At 40.7% G+C, this 23958-nt stretch carries 19 protein-coding genes, 3 tRNA genes and 1 pseudogene; 3 read left to right on the forward strand and 20 right to left on the reverse strand.

The window, feature by feature from the left end; genetic code table 11:
• Positions 1–459 precede the first annotated feature (459 nt).
• Positions 460–2844: a hypothetical protein gene (locus J7E38_RS14920; protein WP_214705273.1), complete on the reverse strand. Its 2385-nt coding sequence runs from the start codon at positions 2842–2844 to the stop codon at positions 460–462.
• Positions 2845–3135: 291 nt separating this feature from the next.
• Here J7E38_RS14920 and J7E38_RS14925 point away from each other — a divergent pair, with 291 nt between their 5' ends.
• Positions 3136–3396 carry a DUF5937 family protein gene (locus tag J7E38_RS14925; protein WP_214705274.1) on the forward strand — a complete coding sequence of 87 codons (261 nt, stop codon included), beginning with the start codon at positions 3136–3138 and terminating at the stop codon, positions 3394–3396.
• Between the two features lie 67 nt (positions 3397–3463).
• On the forward strand, positions 3464–4219 hold the full coding sequence (locus J7E38_RS14930; RefSeq protein ID WP_214705275.1) for an ArsR/SmtB family transcription factor: 756 nt from the start codon (positions 3464–3466) through the stop codon (positions 4217–4219).
• Positions 4220–4259: 40 nt separating this feature from the next.
• Here the strand turns inward: J7E38_RS14930 and J7E38_RS14935 are convergent, their stop codons facing one another.
• From J7E38_RS14935 to J7E38_RS14955, 5 genes and pseudogenes are all read right to left on the reverse strand, one after another.
• Complete coding sequence (locus tag J7E38_RS14935; protein WP_214705276.1) at positions 4260–4817, reverse strand: hypothetical protein; 558 nt, start codon at positions 4815–4817, stop codon at positions 4260–4262.
• Between the two features lie 169 nt (positions 4818–4986).
• On the reverse strand, positions 4987–5709 hold the full coding sequence (locus J7E38_RS14940) for a sulfite exporter TauE/SafE family protein (protein ID WP_214705277.1): 723 nt from the start codon (positions 5707–5709) through the stop codon (positions 4987–4989).
• Positions 5710–5819: 110 nt separating this feature from the next.
• A pseudogene (locus tag J7E38_RS14945) lies at positions 5820–7006 on the reverse strand (amidohydrolase).
• Between the two features lie 327 nt (positions 7007–7333).
• Entirely contained in the window at positions 7334–7939 is a 606-nt protein-coding gene (locus tag J7E38_RS14950; RefSeq protein WP_214705279.1) for a 2OG-Fe(II) oxygenase, read from the reverse strand.
• A 190-nt stretch (positions 7940–8129) separates the two neighbouring features.
• Positions 8130–8978, reverse strand: a complete 849-nt coding sequence (locus J7E38_RS14955; protein WP_215038662.1) for an MBL fold metallo-hydrolase — start codon at positions 8976–8978, stop codon at positions 8130–8132.
• A 220-nt stretch (positions 8979–9198) separates the two neighbouring features.
• Here J7E38_RS14955 and J7E38_RS14960 point away from each other — a divergent pair, with 220 nt between their 5' ends.
• Positions 9199–9822: a DUF2238 domain-containing protein gene (locus J7E38_RS14960; RefSeq protein WP_214705281.1), complete on the forward strand. Its 624-nt coding sequence runs from the start codon at positions 9199–9201 to the stop codon at positions 9820–9822.
• Between the two features lie 133 nt (positions 9823–9955).
• Here the strand turns inward: J7E38_RS14960 and rlmH are convergent, their stop codons facing one another.
• The 14 genes from rlmH to dnaB all read right to left on the reverse strand — a co-directional run bounded on the left by rlmH (position 9956) and on the right by dnaB (position 23916).
• Positions 9956–10435, reverse strand: a complete 480-nt coding sequence (gene rlmH, locus J7E38_RS14965; protein ID WP_214705282.1) for a 23S rRNA (pseudouridine(1915)-N(3))-methyltransferase RlmH — start codon at positions 10433–10435, stop codon at positions 9956–9958.
• A 100-nt stretch (positions 10436–10535) separates the two neighbouring features.
• The gene (locus J7E38_RS14970; protein ID WP_214705283.1) at positions 10536–10697 is read right to left on the reverse strand and encodes a CxxH/CxxC protein; all 162 of its coding nucleotides are present in this window, start codon (positions 10695–10697) and stop codon (positions 10536–10538) included.
• A 290-nt stretch (positions 10698–10987) separates the two neighbouring features.
• The gene (locus J7E38_RS14975) at positions 10988–12226 is read right to left on the reverse strand and encodes a S1C family serine protease (RefSeq protein WP_214705284.1); all 1239 of its coding nucleotides are present in this window, start codon (positions 12224–12226) and stop codon (positions 10988–10990) included.
• Positions 12227–12587: 361 nt separating this feature from the next.
• Entirely contained in the window at positions 12588–13382 is a 795-nt protein-coding gene (locus J7E38_RS14980) for an MBL fold metallo-hydrolase (protein WP_214705285.1), read from the reverse strand.
• A gap of 6 nt (positions 13383–13388) precedes the next feature.
• Positions 13389–14183: a two-component system regulatory protein YycI gene (locus J7E38_RS14985; protein WP_214705286.1), complete on the reverse strand. Its 795-nt coding sequence runs from the start codon at positions 14181–14183 to the stop codon at positions 13389–13391.
• A complete protein-coding gene (locus J7E38_RS14990; RefSeq protein ID WP_214705287.1) occupies positions 14170–15483 on the reverse strand; it encodes a YycH family regulatory protein in 1314 nt (437 codons plus the stop codon). The genes J7E38_RS14985 and J7E38_RS14990 overlap by 14 nt, the downstream gene beginning before the upstream one ends.
• Complete coding sequence (gene walK, locus J7E38_RS14995; RefSeq protein WP_214705288.1) at positions 15480–17312, reverse strand: cell wall metabolism sensor histidine kinase WalK; 1833 nt, start codon at positions 17310–17312, stop codon at positions 15480–15482. Before walK ends, J7E38_RS14990 begins: the two co-directional genes overlap by 4 nt.
• An 8-nt stretch (positions 17313–17320) precedes the next feature.
• On the reverse strand, positions 17321–18031 hold the full coding sequence (yycF, locus tag J7E38_RS15000) for a response regulator YycF (protein WP_214705289.1): 711 nt from the start codon (positions 18029–18031) through the stop codon (positions 17321–17323).
• Positions 18032–18291: 260 nt separating this feature from the next.
• The gene (locus J7E38_RS15005) at positions 18292–19779 is read right to left on the reverse strand and encodes a M23 family metallopeptidase (RefSeq protein ID WP_214705290.1); all 1488 of its coding nucleotides are present in this window, start codon (positions 19777–19779) and stop codon (positions 18292–18294) included.
• A 385-nt stretch (positions 19780–20164) separates the two neighbouring features.
• Positions 20165–20237, reverse strand: a tRNA-Phe gene (locus tag J7E38_RS15010).
• Positions 20238–20405: 168 nt separating this feature from the next.
• A tRNA-Glu gene (locus tag J7E38_RS15015) sits at positions 20406–20477 on the reverse strand.
• Positions 20478–20518: 41 nt separating this feature from the next.
• Positions 20519–20594 (reverse strand) — tRNA-Lys (locus tag J7E38_RS15020).
• Positions 20595–21071: 477 nt separating this feature from the next.
• Positions 21072–22361, reverse strand: coding sequence for an adenylosuccinate synthase (locus J7E38_RS15025; protein ID WP_214705291.1), 1290 nt, complete (start codon positions 22359–22361; stop codon positions 21072–21074).
• A 190-nt stretch (positions 22362–22551) separates the two neighbouring features.
• The gene (gene dnaB / locus J7E38_RS15030; RefSeq protein ID WP_214705292.1) at positions 22552–23916 is read right to left on the reverse strand and encodes a replicative DNA helicase; all 1365 of its coding nucleotides are present in this window, start codon (positions 23914–23916) and stop codon (positions 22552–22554) included.
• Positions 23917–23958 lie beyond the last annotated feature (42 nt).

Genomic DNA, 23958 nt, shown 5'->3' on the forward strand with positions numbered 1-23958 from the left:
CCACTGTAAAAAAGTGTGAAGTCCCTCAGATCTCCACAAAAAGCAAAACCAATGCTTTAATTTTCTTCCAAATTGAGGACTTTCCCGAAATCGATTGATAATCTGCCCCAGATAAATAGTCCTGTTGAAAACTTAGATTTCCAAGAGTAGAGCTTGATTAAATTTACTTAGCGAGTGTACTTTGAAAAGAATTTTGTTATAAAAGCTTTTCGGTACATTAGTCTAGAAGAATTTTTTCATTTGCACATTAGAAAGTTAAGCATCCACTTCACTTATCGAAGATAATAAAGAAATTTCGTCTATCTAATCTTGAAAGACGTCTAATATTAATAATAAGCATTTTACAAATTAATGAGTAATTTATAGAAAAAGGATTGAGCAAGCCTACTCAATCCCTCATTTTTACGAAAGGCCACGAAATTTGATCGCCTCTAGTTATCCTCTTAGCTATAACTTCGTTTACATACTTTCTCCAGACTTTCTATACCTCTTCCTGAAAATATTCGTGGTGGTGATACTTATTAATCCTGTGAAGATCGTTCCTATAGTTTTTAAAAGATCTACTTTATATTTATTATAAAAGTCAATCATATCCAAAAATGCTTTGTGGTTATTGATCATATAAACTGCAATAAACACTAAGGTAAGTGTTGAGACAATACCGAGAACAATAATGATTTTCCAGAAACTTAAACGGAAAACGTGTTTTCCTATCTGATCCTCATATTCATCATTTTTGTTCACTAATTGGTCATTCTTAACTAACAGCTTTTGTTTTACTTCTTCTAGTTCTGATTTCCTTCGGATCTCCTCTTTAAGCTGCTTCTCCAGTTCGGTGTTTTTTTGATTCAATATTGATATGTCTTTTCTGTAATCTTCAATTATGTTCAGTGCAGTTTTATTGTCTATTATTTGATGGCCTGTCTGAGAGTAACTAACCAGCGATTGAACCATTTCTGTTACTGGGATATCCATTAACTCTTCAAAGTTTAAAATGGCACTTACACATTTTAATGTAGTATTAGCCTTATTATCCCAATGAAATTCATTATCTGTTTCAGGTTGTTTGGACAGCTTCTGCATGATTATTATGGTTGGAAATACTAAATTCTCGATGGTTTTCTCTAAATCTTCTGTGCTATCCTCGTGTTCCTTTAATATAATCAACGCTTCAAGCAGTAAATTGACGATATTTGCTGATATCGATATATCAATCCATAGATTTTCTTGATTTCTTTTTGACTCCAAAGCGGTGACAAACTGCCTGATTAGATGGATGTCTCTTAATAATATTGCTGCTTTAATGCAATGAATAGTTTCGATTTCATTTAAGCTCTTAAAATCCCTATGGGATATTAGTTTTCTTAGTTTTTCTGTGGCAAATTCTGTCTCTATCTTTAGCTCTAAAAAAGTATTGCAGGCCACTATGCATTCAGACTCTATTTCATCACCGCTGACTAGGGCTTCTTTTATCCAATTGATGGTTTGAAGGCATTGAACTTGATTAACACTATAATTAGCCCGCAGCCATAATAACGCTGAAGTCGGTACCAACAGTCCGAGATAGGAATCCGAAGTCACACTATCCAAGATTGGCTGAACTAAATCATTGGTAAACCTTGTAAAGGCAAGATTGTGATCTTCCAATGATTTATGAACCTTTAAAGTATCGACTGAGTTCCAGAAGCTGTCGTCAATTAGTTTTCCTTCTTTAAGAATGCCATGAATCTTGATTTCTGTGTCCTGTAGTATCTTTAACGCTGATTTTTCTCTTCCCGCTACAAAAAATTGTTTTAAACTCTTTTCATTGGATTCAATCCCAATATATTTAATTTTTCCAGAAGTTATGTATGGTTGAAGGAAGTCGTCGATTCCCTCTATCAGTTCTTTCTTTCCCTGGTTCTCACCGTTCAATTCGGTGGGTGCTAACACAACAATCGAGTGGGTACCTTGATGTATTTGTTTTTTGAAATCATCCATCTCCGTATTGGATAATTCATATTCTTGATAACGATAATTTAGAGAATTAAGGGTTTCTATGAAGAATTCAAATGCCATGTTCTTATTTGTTTTATCCCTTATTATAGCTGTATTGCATTTTCCATCGATTACAAACTTAATTAAATTTTTAAGTAAATTCGTTTCCTTTTGCCAATCAAGATTTAAAGAAGAAATCACCACTCGATACTTGGAGGATTCCCTCGTGGCCATCAGCAAAGCTCTGCCAGCTTGATTATTGGACTCATCGTGCAATAAGGTTTCCCATTCTGCTCTTGGTTCAGAGTTATCCAGGTAATGCCAATATAATCCCTTCTTTTTAATACAAAATTGCTTAAGCTCGTCCAGGGATACAGTATTTGGATAATGAAAAAGAGGGTGATTTTCTGATAATCTTGTATTCTTTATATCTCCACTAGTTGCATCTTCTCTTCTACGAACAGCCTTTGGCGATTCGATGGGTAAAAAATCAAACGAAGGAAATGGCTCATAAACATTTTTAGGGACTGAATTTAATTGGTGTAAGATCAAGCACCCTTTTCCTTGTGCAAGAAAACCATCAAAAATATGCTTAAACCCTTCGGATCCAACCTCTTCCTTAATCGTTTTCTCACTTAAAGAATTAGAGGAGAAAATAACGGCTGAAATCTCCCGGTCAGTAAGATCATGCTTAAGTCTAGAAATATTATGGGCAGTATATAAAATGAGATCTTCCGATTTAATTAAATCAAAACTCTCCAGCAAAGGACGGATGTCTGTTTTGGTTGAGTAAGACATATAGACCTGGCTTTGAATAAGTGCAATTTTCCCCAAACGATCACCTTTTTTCAGGTTTTGAAATTTCATGTATATTTTATCATAAATGCTTCCCATTTTTTTCTATAATTAAAGGTTTTATATGTTCCATACTCCTGTTTTGAACTATATTTATCAGGAATATGAAATGAATAAAAAAAGGAAACTATTATCTTATACATTAACAAAGCCAAAGGTGACAGTTCGAAATGCTTACTGAAAAATTCCTCGTTCATCCAAATCCTCCTCATTTCCTAAAAATAGGATATATTGTAATTATATAATCCCGCTAATTGCCAGAATACTTATTGAGTAAAGAGTAAATCAGTTGGAGTGAGACCCATGTCATTTTCTTTGCATGTTTCGAATTTGTCCCCCGAACAAGTTGCCTTCAGTTATTCAGCTGCCCATGAAGCCATGATGGCGCTTCATGTCTTTCATGACAGCAAGCATCATCCTCTCCATATCCAATGGGTCATCAATGCCAGGAAAAATATTAATCCTGCCTTAAAACAGGAAATAGATGCATTCAGTTTTCTATTTAAAAGGCCCGTGGTGACGTTTTGGGCCCTTCAGGGGGCTTTCTGCCTTCCAATCATTTGAAGATGGCCTGGCTGAGCTAAATGACAGCCCTCCCGCCTCTTTCTCCCGTACGATTATGGAAACGATTTTGAATCATAGAGGAGAAGCATCCGACCTGCAGCTGCAAAGCGATTTTATCCAGTACACAAACAATCGATATCCGCAGTCAAAGGAGATTATTCTGGAATTGGTCAATAAACCTGACTTCATTCGTCAGCGTTTTATTGACATGCTGGGGGCCTTTTGGACTCATGCTGTAAAACGTGAGTGGAATATGATTGAAGATCTTTTTTTGAAAGATATCGCCTTCCGGGGTAAGAAGCTGATGAATGATGGAGTTTTCGCCTTACTGGGCAGCCTTTCACAAGAAATAGACATTAATCTGACTGAAAAGAAGGTGGTCATAAGGAGAATCTCAAAAGCGGAGATTCATTTTGATGAGGATGAAGAGTTGCTTTTGATTCCGACATACTTCGCCTGGCCTCACCTATTTGTTAACCTGTATCCTTCTGTAGGAATTAACTACTCTGTCAGGGAGAATGAGCGTGAGGCAACAAGACCCATGCCGCCGGAAGATCTGCTGCGGTTCTTCCACTCACTTGGCGACTACAGCAGGCTGCAGATCGTCAAATATTTAGCCCAAAAGCCGCGTTCGACCAGGCAATTGGCTGAATTGATGGGCATGACTGAAGGAGCAATATCGAAACATATTAAATTGCTGAAAGATGCTGGTTTAGCAGAATCGAAACGGGAGAGTTACTATGTGTTCCATTATTTGCTGCAACAGCCCTTCCATGATTTTTCGATGGGATTGTCCGAGTATATTAAAAGGACAGATCCGTAAGAGACCCGTCCTTTCTGATAGAGGTTATTGCAGGATTAACTCATTTATCTCTGAATTTAAGCATTAACTTTGTAAACCAATATGCGGTGTACACAATGCCAATATCAATCAGTAAAATATAAAATTGATGCATCCCTCTCTCGATTTTCACCAAACCTATATACTTTTCGAAAGAAGCAAACACAAATGCAAAAACAGCACTTAGCAACGCGGAATATATATAAAAGTTCTTATTATGATTCGTACAATATTGATATACAAGCAAAAAACCCACTGGCAAGGCAGAGGCCGTCATACTAAGGGCTGGAGGAAACCAGGGAGAGAGAAAGTATGTATGAATGAAATGACTGTAATTTGCAAGGATCTGTTCGGTATAGGTCCACAGAATATGAACTGTATAGCCGAAGAAAAAAATCTCGAATAATCTTTTTCGATCGATTAAAAAATATAATAAAATCAATGGCAGCAGCAGAAAAGCTAAAACCATCCAGAACTGCCAGTTCCCCATATCGGAGTATTGATGCCAATAGGAGGAAATTAACTTTGTCAGCTCATCATTTTTTTCAGTTATTTGCTTCCAATAATCCTGGTAACTCAATGAAATAACCCCCAATCCATACAGGCAATATTTCTTTTTTAGTAAGTTTCCGCTAAAGAGGGAGGTTATATACCAAGCTCAGACATAATTCCATGTATCGCTAACTATTTTTTCATGCTGGCATCCATTTTTCAATCGTTTGGTAAGGTCCCCTTCCGCTCAAGCGAGTTCACATTAACCCAGAACCCTCAATCAGCAAGTAAATCCCTGTAAACAACAAAATGAGATAGGTCAGAATCCGAAAAACATTTTGATTAACCCATTTGAACAATACTTGTCCCAAAAGCAGCCCAATAGAAACCAAAGGCAACGCCCACAGACTGGATACCCAGACGGTCTTATTGGTTCCGACGAATATAACCTGTATCAATAAACTGACAAGGTAGATAAATAAGTAAAAGGCTAGTGTAGTGCCCCTTAATTTTTCTTTTTCGGCCTGTGTTCCTGAAAAGTATAATAATATCGGTGGCCCTGGCATGCCTATGCTGGTTGTGAGAGATCCTGAGAGCCCTCCAACAAACATGTCCCTCGTCTTATTTTGGCGAATACGGAATTGAAGGATCAGCATCAAAGTTAACACTAAAATGATCAAGCTAATTCCCAGCTTTAATCTATTCATATCGATTAACAAAAAGACGATAATTCCAACAGGCAGACCGAGAACACTCCCTGCCACGAACCTTCTAAGTGTTCCAAAATCAATATCCTTCCTGATTTTCATGATCAAGGCACTGCATATGACTAAAGATAGGATTAAGTTTATTTGAATAGCCTCACCCGGTTCAAACAGCAGCAGAAGAAATGGCGTAGCCAAGATTGAAAACCCAAATCCTGTACTTGTTTGAAGAACGGACGCGACAAGTATGATGATGATAAAAGCGATTGTCTCCATATAGGCCCCTCCTTCTTCGCTTCAAAAATGACAGAAAAAAAAGATACCGTTTTTAAACAGTATCTCCTCAATAGCTATTTTAGCATTTCATTCCTGCTTCTGTAACAGTATCAATTTAATTTAAAATCACTGCATACTACTTGGCCAACGGCTTTTGCGGCACAAGGAGTGCATCTTCATCGATATCAAATTTAGGATGATGATTGAAATATGGGGTTTCTACTCCCTTTGGTGTACAAGCGATGTAAAAGAAGCAGGCAGGAAATTTTTCTGCATAATATGCAAAGTCTTCAGATGGAGACATGACCGGGAATTCCTTCACTTCTTTAATATCTTTGTCATTCATGGCGCGCAGACTTTGTGCAACCTTTGCTGTAAGCTCCGGATTATTGTATAAAGGAGGATAATCTGGAGTGTAAGTCAACTCACAGGTTACGTCAAATTCTTCTGCAATCCCCCTGGCAATCCGCTTCACTTCTTTTTCTATCTTTTCTTTTGTTTCTATGGCCATATAGCGAATATCGCCTTCAAGCTCCACGCTATCCTTAATTACGTTAAAAGTACCTTTTCCATCAAAAGACCCGATCGTAATCACGCCGTTTTCGAACGGGCTTAATCTACGGCTGATAATGGTCTGGGATGCTGTTACGAAATGCGCAGCAGCTACAATCGCATCGTTTGCGAGATGAGGAGAGGAACCGTGCCCACCCCTTCCCTGCACCTTCAATTTCATGTAGGCCCGTCCATTAAAAGAGTAGCCCGAATGGTATCCGACTGTTCCCGCAGGCCCCATCGGCAGCAGATGAATACCATAAATCGCATCTAAATCATCAATCAATCCAGATTCAACAATACTTTTGGCTCCTCCTGGAGGAACCTCTTCAGCATGCTGGTGAATGACTTTGATTGTACCAGGGATAGAGTCTTTTAGTTGAATTAAGCAATCAGCTAATACCAACAGATATGCCGTGTGTCCATCGTGAGCACAAGCATGCATGACACCTTCATTCATTGATTTAAACGGTACATCCGTTTCTTCCGGAATTGGGAGTGCGTCAAAATCAGCCCGAAGGCCAATGGTTTTACCAGGCTTTCCACCATTTATGGTGACTATGATTCCATAACCATTCCCAACATTCGTGTGGATCTCTACATCCTTGCCTTTATAAAAATCTACGATGTACTGAGCCGTTTTCTCTTCTTTGAATGATACCTCAGGATATTGATGTAAATGCCGGCGGATTTTGATCATTTCATCTTTACGTGATTCTAACATGGTCATTAATTTGTTTTTCAACATTTTTCAAGTCCTTTCTGACAGTACAGAATTGGAAATATTCCATTACACTAGAAATTCTACTGCTATCGATGCTTTATTTCTTTTTAATTACCTATCCTTAAATATAAAATAAATTTCACTTATAACCTAGAAAAGGGAGTCAAGTACTAGACCGGTACCAGACTCCCTCTTCAATTTTCTTACGTTACAGTTCACCCTATTGATATAACTTGCACTTTATAATATATCTCGGAACTCTTTTACTTATATCAGGAAGCCCAAGAATATCCTTACCAATCATGATTTCGTTATTATTAGTCCGTTATTATCTTCAATAGCTAATATTCAATACTGTGGTTTTTCTCGAAACCATAAGGTCGCAATCCATTTCTCTCCATCTATTAATGGACGAGATCCATGCTTTGAGAGTAATTGGACTTGATTTGTTTCTTTATTAAAATTTTCAAAAACCAATAAGTTTCCCTGGATTGGGGAAATGTCGAGAGAAAGTGCTGGGAAGAAAGTTTCTCCTCCAGCATCCACACTATTTAAATAAAGAAGGGCTGTATAGGTTCGTTGTCCGCCTTTAAGTAAGTACTCTTTCCCAAGTTTGCTAGAAGATTGAAAAGTATCGAAATGCGCATTGAACTTACCTCCAGGCTGGTATCTGACAATTTGCAGCTTCTCCGCATGGTAAAGTGGCTGTCCCACAATGGAAGCAATCCGCTCAGATATTTGCAGGACATTTTCGTTGATATTGTGATGTAACCAGGCATGTTCTGACTTCCGTGCGCTGGAAAATGACTTTTTCGAGTCTCCCACAACAGCTGACGGCTTTAGCTTTCCTTTGGCTAAATCTATCAGCTCTTTACATTCTTTCTCGTTTACTACATTTTCATAATAAGCTATAAAGGGGCTTTTATCATGGTAAATAATAGCCGGCTCCTTCATTAAATGCACCTCCATTGTCATTAATCTATTCTTTAAATTATGTAGTGGAAGTGTTTAATGTGAATATACTTTACAACTTAATGAAACCCCCTATCCCAATAAAAAAGAGAGCAATATAATTACTGCTCTCTTGTCCAGTATGAATTCTATTCGTACCTCAGTATAAAGCGATTGCTGATTGAATCAACATCTAATAACCATTTACAAAATCAGCAATTGTTTCTCTTTCGTCTTCTGTAAGTTCCCTTTTTACATGCTTTTCGTATTCCCCAATGATTTTTTGTTGATTACCACCGCAAATATCTGTATAGTTCGCAATGGTTCTAAGCATAGCAGCTTCCTTATTAAATTCATTTTTTGAAATCGCCTTTTGATGCGAAAGTATATATGTTTCTGCATCAAATGCTTCTAATTCATCTAATAGCCGAAGCGTTTCCTTGATTGTGTAGTTTTGTTTTTCGGAAAAAATATCAGGATAAATACAGTCACCAAGAAAGAGGATTTTTTCTTCTTTAATATACACGATCACTGAATCGGCAGCGTGATCCCCTCCAACGTGCTGTATGATACACGTAACACCACCAAGGTCAATTTCCACGCGTTTTTCAAAAGTTAAATCTGGCAAGACAATGGTGATATCTCGGTGATCTGGGAATTCCTCCTTGATTGCCTTCGCACAAAATTCAATTTCCGATCCTTCCTCCACTCGTGCATCTATTGCTTCATCTGACCATGAAAGCGGGATTAGCTTCTCCATTTCTTGTTTCGTTTTTTTAGAAGCAAGAGAAACGATATCAGGGAATGCTGAAAGACCAAAAATATGATCCCAATGCCAGTGAGTAAGAACAACCATATCAGGATTAGGGACTTCCCTTTTTAAAAGTTCGCTCAGAAAATAATTTGCATGGTCTTCCGAGTTGCCTGCATCGATCATTAATGTCTTTTTATTGCCCACTACCATCCCCAGAATGGGCCGGTCGGTTACCGATACGGGGGTGATGTACCAAAAACTCCTGCCTATCTTGTTTATTGAATGCATATAGGGTTGCCTACCTTCTTTATTTAGTGAATTTTCCCTAGCCCATTTGTGGCATTCAGCAACTACACTTTTTTTAAAAAATGAAACCCCAATTATTTAGGAAATAGTTCATCGCAATCTACTACATGAGGTTTTATAATTTAAAACTCATCTCTTGTTCTATAATACATAAATGTTAAGCAAATACTAAATGCAACTTGTTTTTAATGGAGTGATTTTAATGTCACATAAAATGAATAGTTCTTCGATTCATTTTCTCTTGTTATTGGTGGCTTTACTTGTATTTATTTGGTCCCTGACTAAACCGGAGGAAGGATATATGGTTTTGTTGGTGGAGGTTTTACCTTCAGTATTGGCAATACTATTTTTAGTATTAACATACAATCAGTTTCGCCTTACCACTGTTTCCTATATCATCATTACCTTTCTTGTCATTTTAACGTTTGTAGGGGGGCATTATTCTTATTCTAAAGTTCCTCTCTTTACATGGATCAAAAATTATTTCGATTTACAGAGAAACCACTACGATCGGTTTGGTCATTTTCTTAAGGGGTCTATTGTAATAGTGATAATAGAGATATTATTAAGGAAAACAGCTTTATCGAAAAGTAAAACCACAAATTTTATTGCTTTATGTATAACCCTAGCAATCGGGGCTTTCTACGAAATCATTGAGTGGACAAGTGCAAAAATAGGGAAAGAAGGGAAAGTTACAAAAGATTTTTTAGGTATGCAGGGAGACATATGGGATGCCCAGTGGGATATGGCACTTTTACTGGTAGGTTCCATTCTTTCACTTTTTATTATAAAAATCCTTTATAAGGAATTAGAAAGATCCAGATAATGGGTTGATATCTATTTAAAATAATGCAGGTGCAACATTGGAGCAACAAGATAGATGGCCAAATAAGCCGAGTTATTATTCATAACTTGGCTTTTTGGATACTGTTATTATTTTCATACATCTAAAACCTCATTTACTTATGATACGGTTCATTCCGGTTTATCCTGAAAGCACGATAAATCTGCTCAACAAGGATCAATCGCATTAGCTGATGAGGGAAAGTCATTTTCGAGAAAGACAGCTGCTCATCTGCCCTTTTCAAAACTTCATCACTCAGTCCAAGCGACCCGCCGATTACAAAGGCAATTTTACTTTTTCCGTAGGTGGCGAGTTTATCGAGTCTGTCTGCAAGTTCTTCTGACGATTTCAGCTTGCCGTTTATGGCCAGGGCAATGACATAGGTATCCTGGCCGATTTTAGAGAGGATTCGCTCGCCTTCTTTTTGCTTAACCTGGACCATTTCTGTTTCACTTAATTCCTCTGGTGCTTTTTCATCTGGTACTTCGAAAACTTCTACTTTTGCGTAGCTTCCGAGTCGTTTAAGATATTCTTCTATTCCCTGTTTGAGGTATTTTTCTTTCAATTTGCCAACCGTTACGATTGAGATATTCACAGGCAGCCCCACTTTACAAACAGATTACAAACAGTTTACAAACAATCTATCCACAAAAGTTATCCACATATTCACATCGATATCCACATTTAGTAGGCGATCATTCGTTCGCCACAATATATACAGCGGGTTGTCCACAGTATCCACAGACAAACTCCGACTTATCAACAGCCTCTAATTTCGTTAATTGAGGTGCAACTTCAAATTCATCCACCGCTTCATCCAGTGCCAACTCTACATGTTCAGCACAGCAATACTTCATTATTCTCATCCTTTCAGCTTCTTTTAATATGATTATCATTTGCTTAAATTCATTAATAAATTTATCCACAAGGACCATTTTAACATACGAAAAGCGGAAGCGCCTTGGTCAATCCCGACAAGCGCTGGAGGACCTGACAGTGAAGTCGTTCTTTGACTTCATTGGCAGGTCTGAAGCGTCTCGAGGGGTTAGGCGCTAGAGCTAGACACTATTCTTAATACAAACTTTATACTTCTTATCAGAAAAAAACAGGAAGCTTTCATTCCGCCTCCTGTTTTTATTCACAACGACTATAAGGTTTCTCCGCCCAGCTTCATTGTTGTTTCTTCTAGCTGGCCATTCCGATAGTACTTGACCTGCATATCGTCGCCGACCTTCTTTTTGTTATACAGATGCTTTCGGAGATCGACTACATCGCGAATTTCCTCGCCATCCATTTCGACAATGACATCATATTCCTTCAGTCCTGCCTTGTCTGCCGGTGAATTCGGCTCTACGCCTCTGATTGCAACGCCGTAATTCACTTCCTTAGGAAGCTTTAATGTATTCTGTTGGTGATAGGATGAAATCTCATTAACAGAAGCCAATTCAACGCCCATGAATGGTCTTTTCACTTCACCGGTCTTCTCAAGGTCATCAATGATGGGAGCTGCATAATTGATAGGAATGGATAATCCAATTCCTTCTACAGCACTCTGGGCAATTTTCATCGAGTTGATGCCGATCACTTGCCCTTCGATATTGATCAAGGCCCCGCCACTATTGCCGGGGTTGATGGCTGCATCGGTCTGAAGCACTTCAGCCTGCCAGTCAGGTGTCCCGTCCTGGTTGACGTCGACCGGGATGGCACGCTCCAGGCCTGAGATAATACCCTGGGTAACGGATCCAGAAAAAGTTAGGCCCAGTGGATTTCCGATGGCGATGACTGGTTCACCAGGCTTCAGTTTTTCAGAATTCCCAAACTCAGCTACGACCTTAATCTGCTCCGCAGGCACTTCCAACACCGCCAGGTCCGTCCAAATATCGCTTCCTAAAAGCTTTGCTGGGATTTTTGTCCCGTCGCTAAGGCTGACCTCAAGCTCAGAAGCCTCTGCTACAACATGGTGATTCGTAACAATATAGGCTTTGTCTCCTGCCTTTTTATAAACCACACCAGATCCTGTTCCTCCAGATTCCTGGGTTTGTCCCCAGAAGTTCGTGCTTTCCTGGATATTCGTAATGCCGACAACTGCATCTCCAGCCTTGTCGACAGCATCGGTAATCTGGGAATAAACATCAACAGAAACATTTTTTTTCGCAGTAATATCTTCTTTGTCGTCTTCCGACCGTTCATCATCTGTTACGGCTGATTGATTATTTGGTTGAATTTTATATGGCAGCACATCCAAGTTCGATAACAGGGGAATCGAGAAAATCACCAATAACGCCCCAATGACTGCGCCTGCCAGGCTGGCCCAGAAAAAGCCGCCTTTCCTGCTGTTTTGCGGTTTATACCGACCTTGATAATCCTGATCATCGTAATAACCCAATGTCCACCAACCCTTTCATTGACCACTAGATACATCGTTTTTATAAGGCTCTTTTCTCAAACTTTGTTGCTATTGACTACAAAATGGAATTGAATGACCTAATTTTTTTCATAAAATTAAAGCTTATTATGAGAAAAGAGCTTGTACACTTAGAAACGAACTGCATAATGGCTTTATAGCACGTTAAAATCGGCTATAAGATTTTAACAACAATCTTTACGAAAACAGCCTTTTATACAAAATATTATACTACCTGTCATGATATTTTCTAAATCATAAGCCTTTTTAAGCATTGAAAAAGGAGTAAAGACGTTGTTCATGCCTTTACTCCTTTACCTATAAATCTATTTCCATAAACGCTTTAAATCGCTGTTAGAGGCGTCGGAGTCTTAGGATCCGTGTCAATCAAATCGAATTGTTCGCCTACAATGATCCCTTTTTCCTCCAACGTTTGTGCGACTGACATCCTTGCAAGGTCCTTCATATTGTTATCCTTGCTCAAATGGGCAAGATATATCCGTTTTGTATTATCTCCAGCCACTTCGCTCATCGCCACCGCAGCATCTTCATTACAAACATGTCCGTAATCACTCAGGATGCGGCGCTTTACGCTCCATGGATAACGGCCCATTCTCAGCATCTGTACATCATGATTGCTTTCAAATACATAGGCATCAGCGTTGCTGATAATCCCTTTCATCCTGTCGCTGACATAGCCTGTATCGGTGATCAGCGCCAATTTCTTCCCTTCTTTATGGAACACGTAAAACATTGGTTCCGCCGCGTCATGGGAAACGCCAAAGGATTCAATATCCAGGCCGCCAAATGACTTTACCGTTTCCATGTCAAAAGAAAACTTTTGGTCCAGCGGGACTTCCCCAATCAATCCGTCCATCGCCTTCCACGTCTTTTCATTCGCATAGATTGGCAGTTTATATTTACGGGCAACGATTCCTATGCCTTTTATATGATCGCTATGTTCATGCGTCACTAGTATTCCAGAGAGGTCTTTCATATCGCGGCCGATTTGCTTGAATAAAGCCTCCATCTGTTTGCCGCTCAATCCGGCATCTACCAAAAAGGATTGGCCCTCCGTCTCCACATAGATCGCATTTCCCGTACTCCCGCTTGCGAGAACACTAAAATGCAAACTCATATTTCTTCACTCCGTCGTTTTATTTTCTCCGTCTGTCAACGGGATGACCCGACCTTCGAATGCATGTACAAACAGGTTTTCCTTGCCATTGACTTCAATCCTCCATGTTGGCGTCACCACATGGGAAGCTGTCAGGGATACCAACGTGGAATATCCCAGTTCAAAATCGGTAATTTTGCTTTTTGGCTTAAGCAAACCTTTTTTATAAAGGGTTTCCAGTGCCCTCAGCGGCGGCAGCAATTCCTCTGCATCCGAAAGCTCATCAATGATTTCCAAATAGGTCTGCTTGTACGAAGTCACTTCAAGATCTTCATTAAAATAAAAAGTCAATTTTGCGTTGCTGTTATAGTAAAACGTTTTTTGGTCATGCTCCTGATAGTACGTAATCGTTCCGGCCTCATCATTTTTGCTCCAGAACTTATACTGCTCTCCGGCAAAAATATTCGCTTTTATAAAGGCAGACAGTTCAGCAGGCTGGAATTTGCTCGTCAATTTCAGCGGCTTTTCGAGCTTAGCTTCCATTGATGTACCATCCCCGAGACTGATGGACTGCCCCTTGACCTTCTCCGTATCCTCTGTGGTGAATACCTTGGCCCTCACACTAAGATATTGTTCTTTATTTTTCGCCTCAGGGAGTTCACCATAGGTGATATCATCATTCTTCAGTTTTTCCTCAAGCGGTGCTTCTCGCGGAATTTCATACTGCGCTGCATCCCTCGTATTCATGAACTGATATACAAGGTAAATATCGAGGACGAGGAACGTCAGAATAAAGATTGTCTTAATCCTACTCCAATCCATTATTCAATTCCTCCTCCCATATGAGCTGCCGCCATTCCTGGTCGTACAAATAGAACCAGCCTGGCTCTAGCAGAATTACTGAATTGTCAGGCCCCTGCGACATATAGTAACCCGGCATCATATTCTGCAGCAAAGATGGTTTGAAATCTTTTTTTCGCTGGAGATAATCAAGTGCCTGATAACCGGAAGGCAGTGTTTTCGTAACGACTTCCGGGTTCAAAGGGAGCTCCAAATGGAATCCGGGTCGTAAATACCGGCTGATTTCCGATTGCCTCCACTGCTGGTAAATCTCCGACATGCCGATCTGATTGAACACAGGATATCCTTCCTTGCTGTACAGACGGAAAAGGACATTCTGGTTAAAATCATCCTTATAAACGTAACGGTACATTTCCGTCCAGCCGCCATGCTCGTTAACGAACTCGATGCTTTTCTGTAAAACATTGTTCGTGCCGATGACCGAATCCCCGCTCCGGACAGGATTCACATAGTTAATCATATTTGTTTGCGTATCCACGATCATTTTGCTGGCATCATCGGTATATTCCTCAATGCCATCCACCACACTCCGCTGCACAAAGCTTGGGTCCGTGAAAAGAGCTTCTTTGAACTGGTCTGAATCCAAAGGGTTTTGATAATAGGTATGCATGACCATTTCAACTTTTTCAGTTGGCAAATAGATCTTCTTGATATCAGATACCGTATAAAGGAAATATGGTGTCAGCCTTTTGGCAGACTCATAGAATTTGTCAGTAAAATCATTTATATAGGTTGGACTGACATTGCTGACATAGACTTCCTGGTTTTTTTGTGAAAAAAAGTAGACAATTCCTTCCTGCTTTTGCTGTGTCTCGGAATTGATGATAATACGGTCGAAATCAAATTTTGGGATATCCTTTTCGGTAATATTCAATACCCTTTTATAGAGCTCTATAGGAACCTCATCCGGGAAAATAATTTCGGTGTTGCCCCCCTGGACCATTCTTTCGTTAAATTCACTGACTCTCCCAGGATACTTTTCAACATCAAAGTACTTCCATTTGGCAATAACACCAATAATCCCATCAATGTAAGCATTGTCCACAGAACCAAACTGCTTGCCTCCCACATGATAAATAATCTGATGTGGCTTGACGATTTTCTTGAGTTCTTTCTGGGTAGCAATATTTATTTCTTCAACCGTCTTTTGATTATTGACTAACTCATAATCTGGCTGATAGGTCCATATATTCCAGGTTAATAAACCACTCAATGCTACAAGGAATGTTAAAATAACAGATTTTATATTTTCATATGTCATGACCAATCATCACCTGCACTTCGGTCATATGGAAGAGTGAATTGAACGGTTGTTCCTTTGCCTTCCACACTTTCTGCCCATATTCTTCCTCCGTGGGCATTGACCATTTCCTTGGCAATCGCCAGTCCAAGTCCGGTTCCGCCAAGTTTTCGTGTCCTGGCCTTATCGACTCGGTAGAAACGATCAAAAATCTTATCAAGATTATCCTTAGGAATCCCGACACCTTCATCAGAGATGCTTGCGACAATCTGATCGTCCAGTTCTTTCACCTTGAACGTGATGGTCCCGCCCTCTGGTGAGTATTTCATTGCATTGGAAATGATATTGTCCAGCACCTGGGTGATTTTGTCTTCGTCTATCTCTACAAAAATGGCTTCGGTTGGTATTTCCCTCACGAAGGATACATTTTGTTCCTTTGTCATTTCAAAACGATCTATGATTCGGTTAAAGAACACCGGGAAGTCCACCCATTCTTTTGAAAGCCTGTAATCCACACTGTCCAGCTTGGATAGCTGCAGCAAATCATTGACCAGACGGATCATGCGCTCTGTTTCTCCTCTGGTAGTCTCAAGGAAATTCGGAGCAATCTCTTCATCACGCCACGCTCCATCAGCCAAGGCCTCCAGGTAGCTGCGCATCGTCGTCAATGGAGTCCGCAATTCATGGGATACATTCGCAACGAATTCCCGTCTTTCTATATCGATTTTTTCCTGTTCGGTAACATCATAAAGAACAGCAATCAATCCATTTACAAAGCCGCTTTCTTTCTGGATGACCGAAAAATTTGCACGAAGGATGAATGGCTTGCTTTTCGTACTGTAATCAAGGACGATTGAATCCTTCTCCTGCAGTAAATCTTCAAATGTATAGTTTTCATCCAGACCAAGTACAGAAACCAATGGCTGTGAAAGCACTGTTTCACGTGAAACACCCAGCATTTGCTCAGCAGGATCATTGATCAGGATGATCCGCCCTTTGCGGTCCGTTGAAATGACGCCATCTGTCATATAGGAAATAACGGAGCTGAGCTTTCTTTTCTCGCCTTCCGTAGTGGCCTGTGCCTCTTGCAGCTTTTTCGTCAGATTGTTAAAAGTAATCGCGAGCTGGCCTATTTCATCGTAGCCATACACTTTAACCTTCCTGGAAAAATTGCCTCTTGTCATCGCCAGTGCCTGTTTACGCATATCGGAAATCGGCCTCGTGATCGTCTGTGCCAGTAAAATCCCCAAAACGGCCGTAAATATCAGAGCAATCGCCGTTCCGGTAGCCAGGATTTTATTGATATCATTCATCTGGTCAAAGATATCATCAATCCTTGCTACAAGATAGACAGCGCCTATCGCTTCACTGTTATGCATGATAGGGGTGGATAGTACCCAGACTCTTTTATTCGATTTCGGATCCAGCTGGATGACATCTTCATCTTCTTCAAAGATGATCGAACGCTTAATCTTGACGTCAGGTGTTCTTTGGCCAACCAGCCCCTGATTGCTCGTACTTGATGTTCCAAGTATTTTGAAACTGCTGCCATCAATTACCCGGATTTCCGAAATATCACTGGTTCTAAAATTATATTCTTTTAATATTTCTCTAATCGCTTCCTCTTTCGTAGGATCTTCCTTCCCACGTTCCTTGACCATCTCCTCCTGGACGTCATACACCAGCAGGTCCACTCGGGATTTAACAGATTCCTGATAATTAGTCATCAGTGTTGTCTCAAGCTTACGGACAAAATAAACCCCGATAATCTGCATTGCTACGAGGATAAGCAGGACATATATAAGCACAAATTTAAGGTGTATGGAGCGAAAAAAACCTACTTTTTTCATTCCTGTTCTTACTCCTGCTCAGAGTTTCTTAAATAGTAGCCTACTCCTCGTCTTGTCACGATCCACGTTGGATGACTAGGATTATCTTCGATTTTTTCGCGAAGACGTCTTACAGTAACGTCCACGGTACGAACATCACCATAATAGTCATAACCCCAAACCGTTTGAAGAAGATGCTCCCTTGTCATAACTTGTCCAATATGCTTGGCAAGATAGTGAAGTAGCTCGAATTCACGGTGCGTCAATTCAATTGTTTCTCCCCTTTTGGAAACAACATAAGCATCAGGATGGATTGTCAAAGAACCAACGCTAATTTCATTTGATTCCTCTTGCTCATCCTCTTTGACTGCATTTGCTTGATGGCGGCGAAGATTTGCTTTTACCCTTGCAATCAATTCCCTCGTACTGAATGGCTTCGTCACATAGTCATCCGCCCCAAGCTCAAGGCCGAGAACCTTATCAATCTCAGAGTCCTTTGCCGTCAACATGATAATTGGCATTTCGTGCTTCTTGCGGACTTCACGGCAGACTTCCATGCCATCACGCATCGGCAGCATGATATCAAGCAGAATCAAATCAGGCTGAACTTCCTCGACCATCTCTACTGCTTGATTTCCATCGTATGCACAGTAAACATCATAACCTTCTTTTTTTAAATTGAACTGCAGAATATCTGCAATTGGTTTCTCATCATCTACAACCAGGATTTTTTTCTCCATACCAATTCTCCTTTTAAAAACATATTATCATTCGTATATGAAAAAACTTCTCTTTTTAAAAATGCTATCTTATCTATTTTACTGTAAATCAGAGAAAAACTGAATTTTTCTGTTATACAACTTCTATTCTTCTCTTCCCAATTGTACCAATCCTGCCCATAACATTAAAATAACTGGCTTATATCGGTACTATACAAAGAGGGACCTGTAATAAAAAAAGTCTCTAGTTTGGCTAGAGACTTTTCTTATAAGTTTTAATTTTATCTACTTACCTTAGACAAAGGGTCAATAATCTTGCCATTTTGATAAACTTCAAAATGAAGATGAATGCCAGTGGAGTTTCCTGTTCTTCCCATGATGCCGATTTGTGAACCGCGAGAAACGGTTTGGCCTACGCTTACTGAGATGGAAGCAAGGTGAGCATACATGGTGCGGTAGCCGTTATTGTGATCGACGATGATTTTGTTGCCGTATCCATCGCCCTTGTTACCAGCATAGACTACTGTTCCATTATCAGCTGCCTTGATTGTATAATTGCTTGGCCTTGCGATATCGATACCTTTGTGCATCCTGCTCCAGCGGTAACCCTGACGGCTTGAGATGTAACCGCCATTGGTCGGCCATGCAAAAGTACCATCTCCACGGGAAGGCATAACCTTGGTTCCTTTGACGATAATTTCCTTCACTGGCTCCTCAAGGACAGACTCTTTGATGACTTCCTTCTTGATTACCTTGCCATTTCGTTCAGTCAGTGAGTAGGTCATGCCCTTCATACCGACCTTGCCTTCCTGCTTCTTCTTTGTATCACCCTTAGGCATTGTAGGGTCTTCAATGACTTCTTTTTCAAAAGCCACTTCTTCCTTAGCATATACCTGACGGTCAACGATAACTTCAACGAAAGGCTTCAAAACCGTTACATTAAGTTCTTGACCAGGCTTGAGGATTGAATTTTCCTCCAACCCTTCATTTAAGGAAAGCAATTGGGCAAGCTCAAGGTTGTGGTCACTTGCAATGCTTCCCAATACATCTCCTTCTTTAACCTGATACTTCTGTTCTTCAAGAGTACCCTTTTTAAGAAGCTCTACAGCTTCCTTGACAGAAAGGACTTTCTCAGGAGCAACTTTTTCTTCTGATTGTGAAACTTCTTTGGTGAAACTAGCGTCTAATAAACGAGTTTCATTTTCTTTCACTTCGGGTAATGGTAGATTAGAAGAATTTTCTCTACTCTCCACTTCTGCCAATTCTTCTTCAGTAATGTATTCAAGCATTAAGGTTTGGAGTACTTCATCGGCAGCTTTTTGGTCTTTTAAATAAGCAACAGGTTTGTCGCCAATGATTAAAGCCGAAGCTTCTGCCTGGACATTGATCTGGTTCTTAAGCTCAGCCAATACTTCACTTGTATTGGAGTCTGTGGCTGAACTGAACACTTGCTCAGGAATATAAGATACATCCACGCCCAGGTCGACATCCAGGTCAGCATAGTCCTTCTTGGCAGCTGCTAATTCAGCTTCTACCAGTTTCTCTACTTGCGTTTTATCTGCTACAGTGCCTACAAATTTATCATTTACATACACATAAAATACAGTCGTTGTTGTTAATTTAGATTCTGCCGCATGTGCCGCACTTCCCGCACCAAAAGACAATGCAGCTACAGTAACCGCAGCCATGATTGACTTTTTTATTGCTGGCTTCATCTCTTTAGATGTTTTGCCGGCAAGATTGGACAGCCTATGTTTTAAATTATTCATCCTGATCCTCCTACAACGGTCAAACACTATTAGTCTAGTTCTATATAACTATTATCTGATAATTGTACCTTTATACTTTACCATATAATGTATCGCAGGAAAGACTAGTCTTCATTATGTAACAAAAATGTATAATAGCTGACATTTTATTACGTTTTTTGTCAGATAAATGCCATTTTATATCGATCTATTTTCCTATCCTCCTGATGAAAAATAAGTCGAAAACCTAGTAATATCAGGGTATTCCCCTACTTTCGGATGAATGTTTTTGAACCTTCTTGTTAAATCCAATACAAACATGTTAAAAATAGGAAGATTACTGACTTTATTACAAAACTGTTACAAAAAAAAGAGAGCATGTCATTAGACACGCTCCCTTTTTTAATGGCTCAGGACGGAATCGAACCGCCGACACAAGGATTTTCAGTCCTTTGCTCTACCGACTGAGCTACTGAGCCATGATAATATAAAGTTCCCTAAACATTGTGTTGATTAAGTCCTTTGCTCGAATGACCTCTCGGTCTTTCTCGCAGGTTGCCGCTGGAGCTTAGTCGAGGATGTGAGCAACCTGCTCTACCGACTGAGCTACTGAGCCATGATACTATTCAATTAAATATGTAATAAAGTGACCCCTACGGGATTCGAACCCGTGTTACCGCCGTGAAAGGGCGGTGTCTTAACCGCTTGACCAAGGGGCCATATAAAAAAGCAAAACAAAATGATTTTCGTTAAAAAGCAATGGTGAGCCATGAAGGACTCGAACCTTCGACCCTCTGATTAAAAGTCAGATGCTCTACCGACTGAGCTAATGGCTCGTAAATTTATTTTATACCCTAAATGAATTTTGTTTGGAACCTGTGCTCAAAAGACCTTCGGTATTTCTCGCAGGTTGCCGATGAAGAAGATTCGATGAAGCTAGCAACCCTCTACCGACTGAGCTAATGGCTCTTAATGAAAATTTATCGTTTTTTGTCGAATTAGTGACAACGTTGTTTATATTACCATAGCATTTTATCTTTTGTATATATTTTTAATAAAACTTTTTTTCTTTTTTCTTTTATCCTGCAATTTGCCCCCGAATTCAGTGGCCATTCCTCTAATTTGGAATGATTCATGCTCGAAAATTACATAGTTACTGGTTAATTCCGCGAATTTATGGACTATTCCCGCGAATCACACTGTCATTTCCGCGCAATACCACTTTAATTCCGCGACTTGGAAAATACTGGATAACCGCCCTGGTAACAAAACAAGCCCCCGATCTCCATGATCAGGGGCTTTATTAATATTAGTTATGATCTCCAAGGGCTGCGCACGACGTTTGTCTGGGTGCGGTCAGGGCCGACGGAGAAGATGGATAATGGAATACCTGTCAGCTGTGAAATGCGCTCAAGATAGTGTCTTGCATTTTCCGGCAGTTGATCGAGTGATTTCACGCCTGTGATGTCTTCGGTCCAGCCTGGCAGTTCTTCGTAGACTGGTTCGCATTCAGCGAGGGCCTTCAGGCTAGCCGGGAACTCTTCGATCAGTTCGCCTTTATAGCGATAGGCCACACAAATTTTAAGCGTTTCAATCCCAGTCAGAACATCGATGGAATTCAATGATAGGTCCGTGATTCCACTGACGCGGCGAGCATGGCGGACGACGACGCTGTCGAACCAGCCAACGCGGCGCGGGCGGCCTGTTGTTGTACCATACTCACGTCCTACTTCACGAATCTGGTTGCCAATTTCATTATCCAGTTCAGTTGGGAAGGGACCATCACCAACACGGGTCGTATAAGCTTTTGAAACACCAACAATATGAGTGATTTTCGTTGGCCCTACTCCAGATCCGATTGTCACTCCGCCAGCGACTGGGTTGGAAGATGTGACAAATGGATATGTACCCTGGTCGATATCAAGCATTACTCCCTGGGCGCCTTCAAACAGCACTCGGCGGCCTTCGTCCAAAGCATCATTCAACACGACGGAAGTGTCAACAACATAATGCTTTATTTGCTGGCCAAATTCATAATACTCATCCAAAATGTCCTCAAGCTTGAATCCTTCTGTTTCATAGATTCTTTCAAACAGGCGATTTTTTTCTTCAAGGTTGCGGGCAAGCTTTTCTTCAAATACTTCACGATCCAGTAAGTCAGCAATCCGAATTCCTGTACGGGCAGCCTTGTCCATGTAAGCTGGGCCGATTCCCTTTTTTGTAGTGCCGATCTTATTGGCACCCTTGCTTGCTTCCTCCACTTCATCCAGCTTCAAATGATATGGAAGGATGACATGTGCGCGGTTGCTGATTCGAAGATTGTCAGTGGACACGTCCTTATCGTGAAGATAGGCAAGTTCCTGTACAAGTGCTTTTGGATCGACAACCATTCCGTTCCCGATGACGCTGATTTTCTCTTTATAAAAAATTCCTGATGGAATCAAATGCAGTTTATATGTTTCACCATTGAACTTGATCGTATGGCCTGCGTTGTTTCCCCCCTGGTAACGGGCAATCACTTCGGCATTTTCTGAAAGGAAGTCTGTGATCTTCCCTTTTCCTTCGTCTCCCCATTGTGTTCCAACTACTACTACGGATGACATATAAAAAGCACCTCCAAAGGTAATACGGTTATTTTTCCGTTTGAAACATATAAAGTTTACCAGTAAACATGGGTGTAAGTCAATAAAACACGAACATTAAATTTATATAATAATTCATTCGTTCGTAAAATAAACTTGTTTAGTTGCGCGACTATAAAAAAAGAGAATCAACCAAACTGGTCAATTCTCATTATGCCCCTGGTGGAGCGTACGATTCGTCATATCGGTTCTCAATGTTGACGAATTTATTATATTCTTTTACAAAGGCGAGCTTTACAGTTCCTACCGGGCCGTTACGCTGCTTGGCAATGATGATTTCGATGATATTCTTGTCCTCAGATTCCTTGTCATAGTAATCATCACGATACAGGAACGCAACGATATCGGCATCTTGCTCAATTGATCCGGATTCACGGATATCGGACATCATCGGACGCTTGTCCTGACGTTGTTCCACGCCACGGGACAGCTGCGACAGGGCGATGACCGGAACCTGCAGTTCACGTGCCAGCTGCTTAAGGGAACGTGAGATTTCCGATACTTCCTGCTGGCGGTTTTCGCCGGCACGGCCGCTTCCAAGGATCAGCTGCAGGTAGTCGATCATGATCATGCCAAGTCCATGTTCCTGCTTTAAACGGCGGCATTTTGAGCGGATGTCGGTGATCTTCACACCTGGAGTATCATCGATGAAAATACCTGTGTTGGACAGGCTGCCCATCGCCATCGTAAGCTTTCCCCAATCCTCATCGGTCAAAGAACCGGTACGCAGTCTCTGGGCATCAATGTTTCCTTCAGCACATAGGACACGCATGACGAGTTGTTCTGCCCCCATCTCCAAACTGAAAATCGCGACATTCTCTCCTGTCTTTTTTGCAACATTCTGGGCGATGTTCAAGGCGAACGCTGTTTTACCAACAGAAGGACGGGCACCAACGATGATCAGGTCATTTCGCTGGAAGCCAGCAGTTATACGATCAAGCTCGGTAAATCCAGTCTCCAGCCCGGTGATATCCCCTTTACGGTTATGCATTTCCTCGATATTATCATAAGTCCTGACTAGGACATCTTTTATATTGTGAAAGGCCCCGCCGCCTTTGCGCTGGGCAACCTCCATAATGTTCTTTTCTGCTTCGGCCAGCAATGCTTCGACTTCATCTTCACGCATATAGCCATCTTCGGCAATGCCTGAAGCTGTTCGGATCAGCCTTCTCAGCAGCGATTTTTCTTCTACGATTCTAGCATAATACTCTATGTTTGCTGCAGTCGGCACGGACGCAGCCAATTCGCTTAGATAGCTGACCCCTCCAACATCCTCAATCAGCTTGGAAGATGCCAGGTTTTCTGTGACGGTCACGAGGTCGATTGCTTTCCCTTTATCACTCAAATCCAGCATGACGCTGAATATTTTCTGGTGTGCTACACGATAAAAGTCATCTGGTAACAGGATTTCTGAAGCAAGAGTTAAAGCTGATGGCTCTAAAAAAATTGCACCAAGTACGGCTTGTTCCGCTTCCATATTTTGCGGCGGAAGTCGATCCGCGAATAATTCACTCATCTGCCAGCCCCCTTACAAAATTACTGTAATTGAAAAAAAGTG

This window comes from Bacillus sp. ISL-35, assembly GCF_018613355.1.
In the GTDB taxonomy this organism is placed as follows: Bacteria; Bacillota; Bacilli; order Bacillales; family Cytobacillaceae; genus Mesobacillus.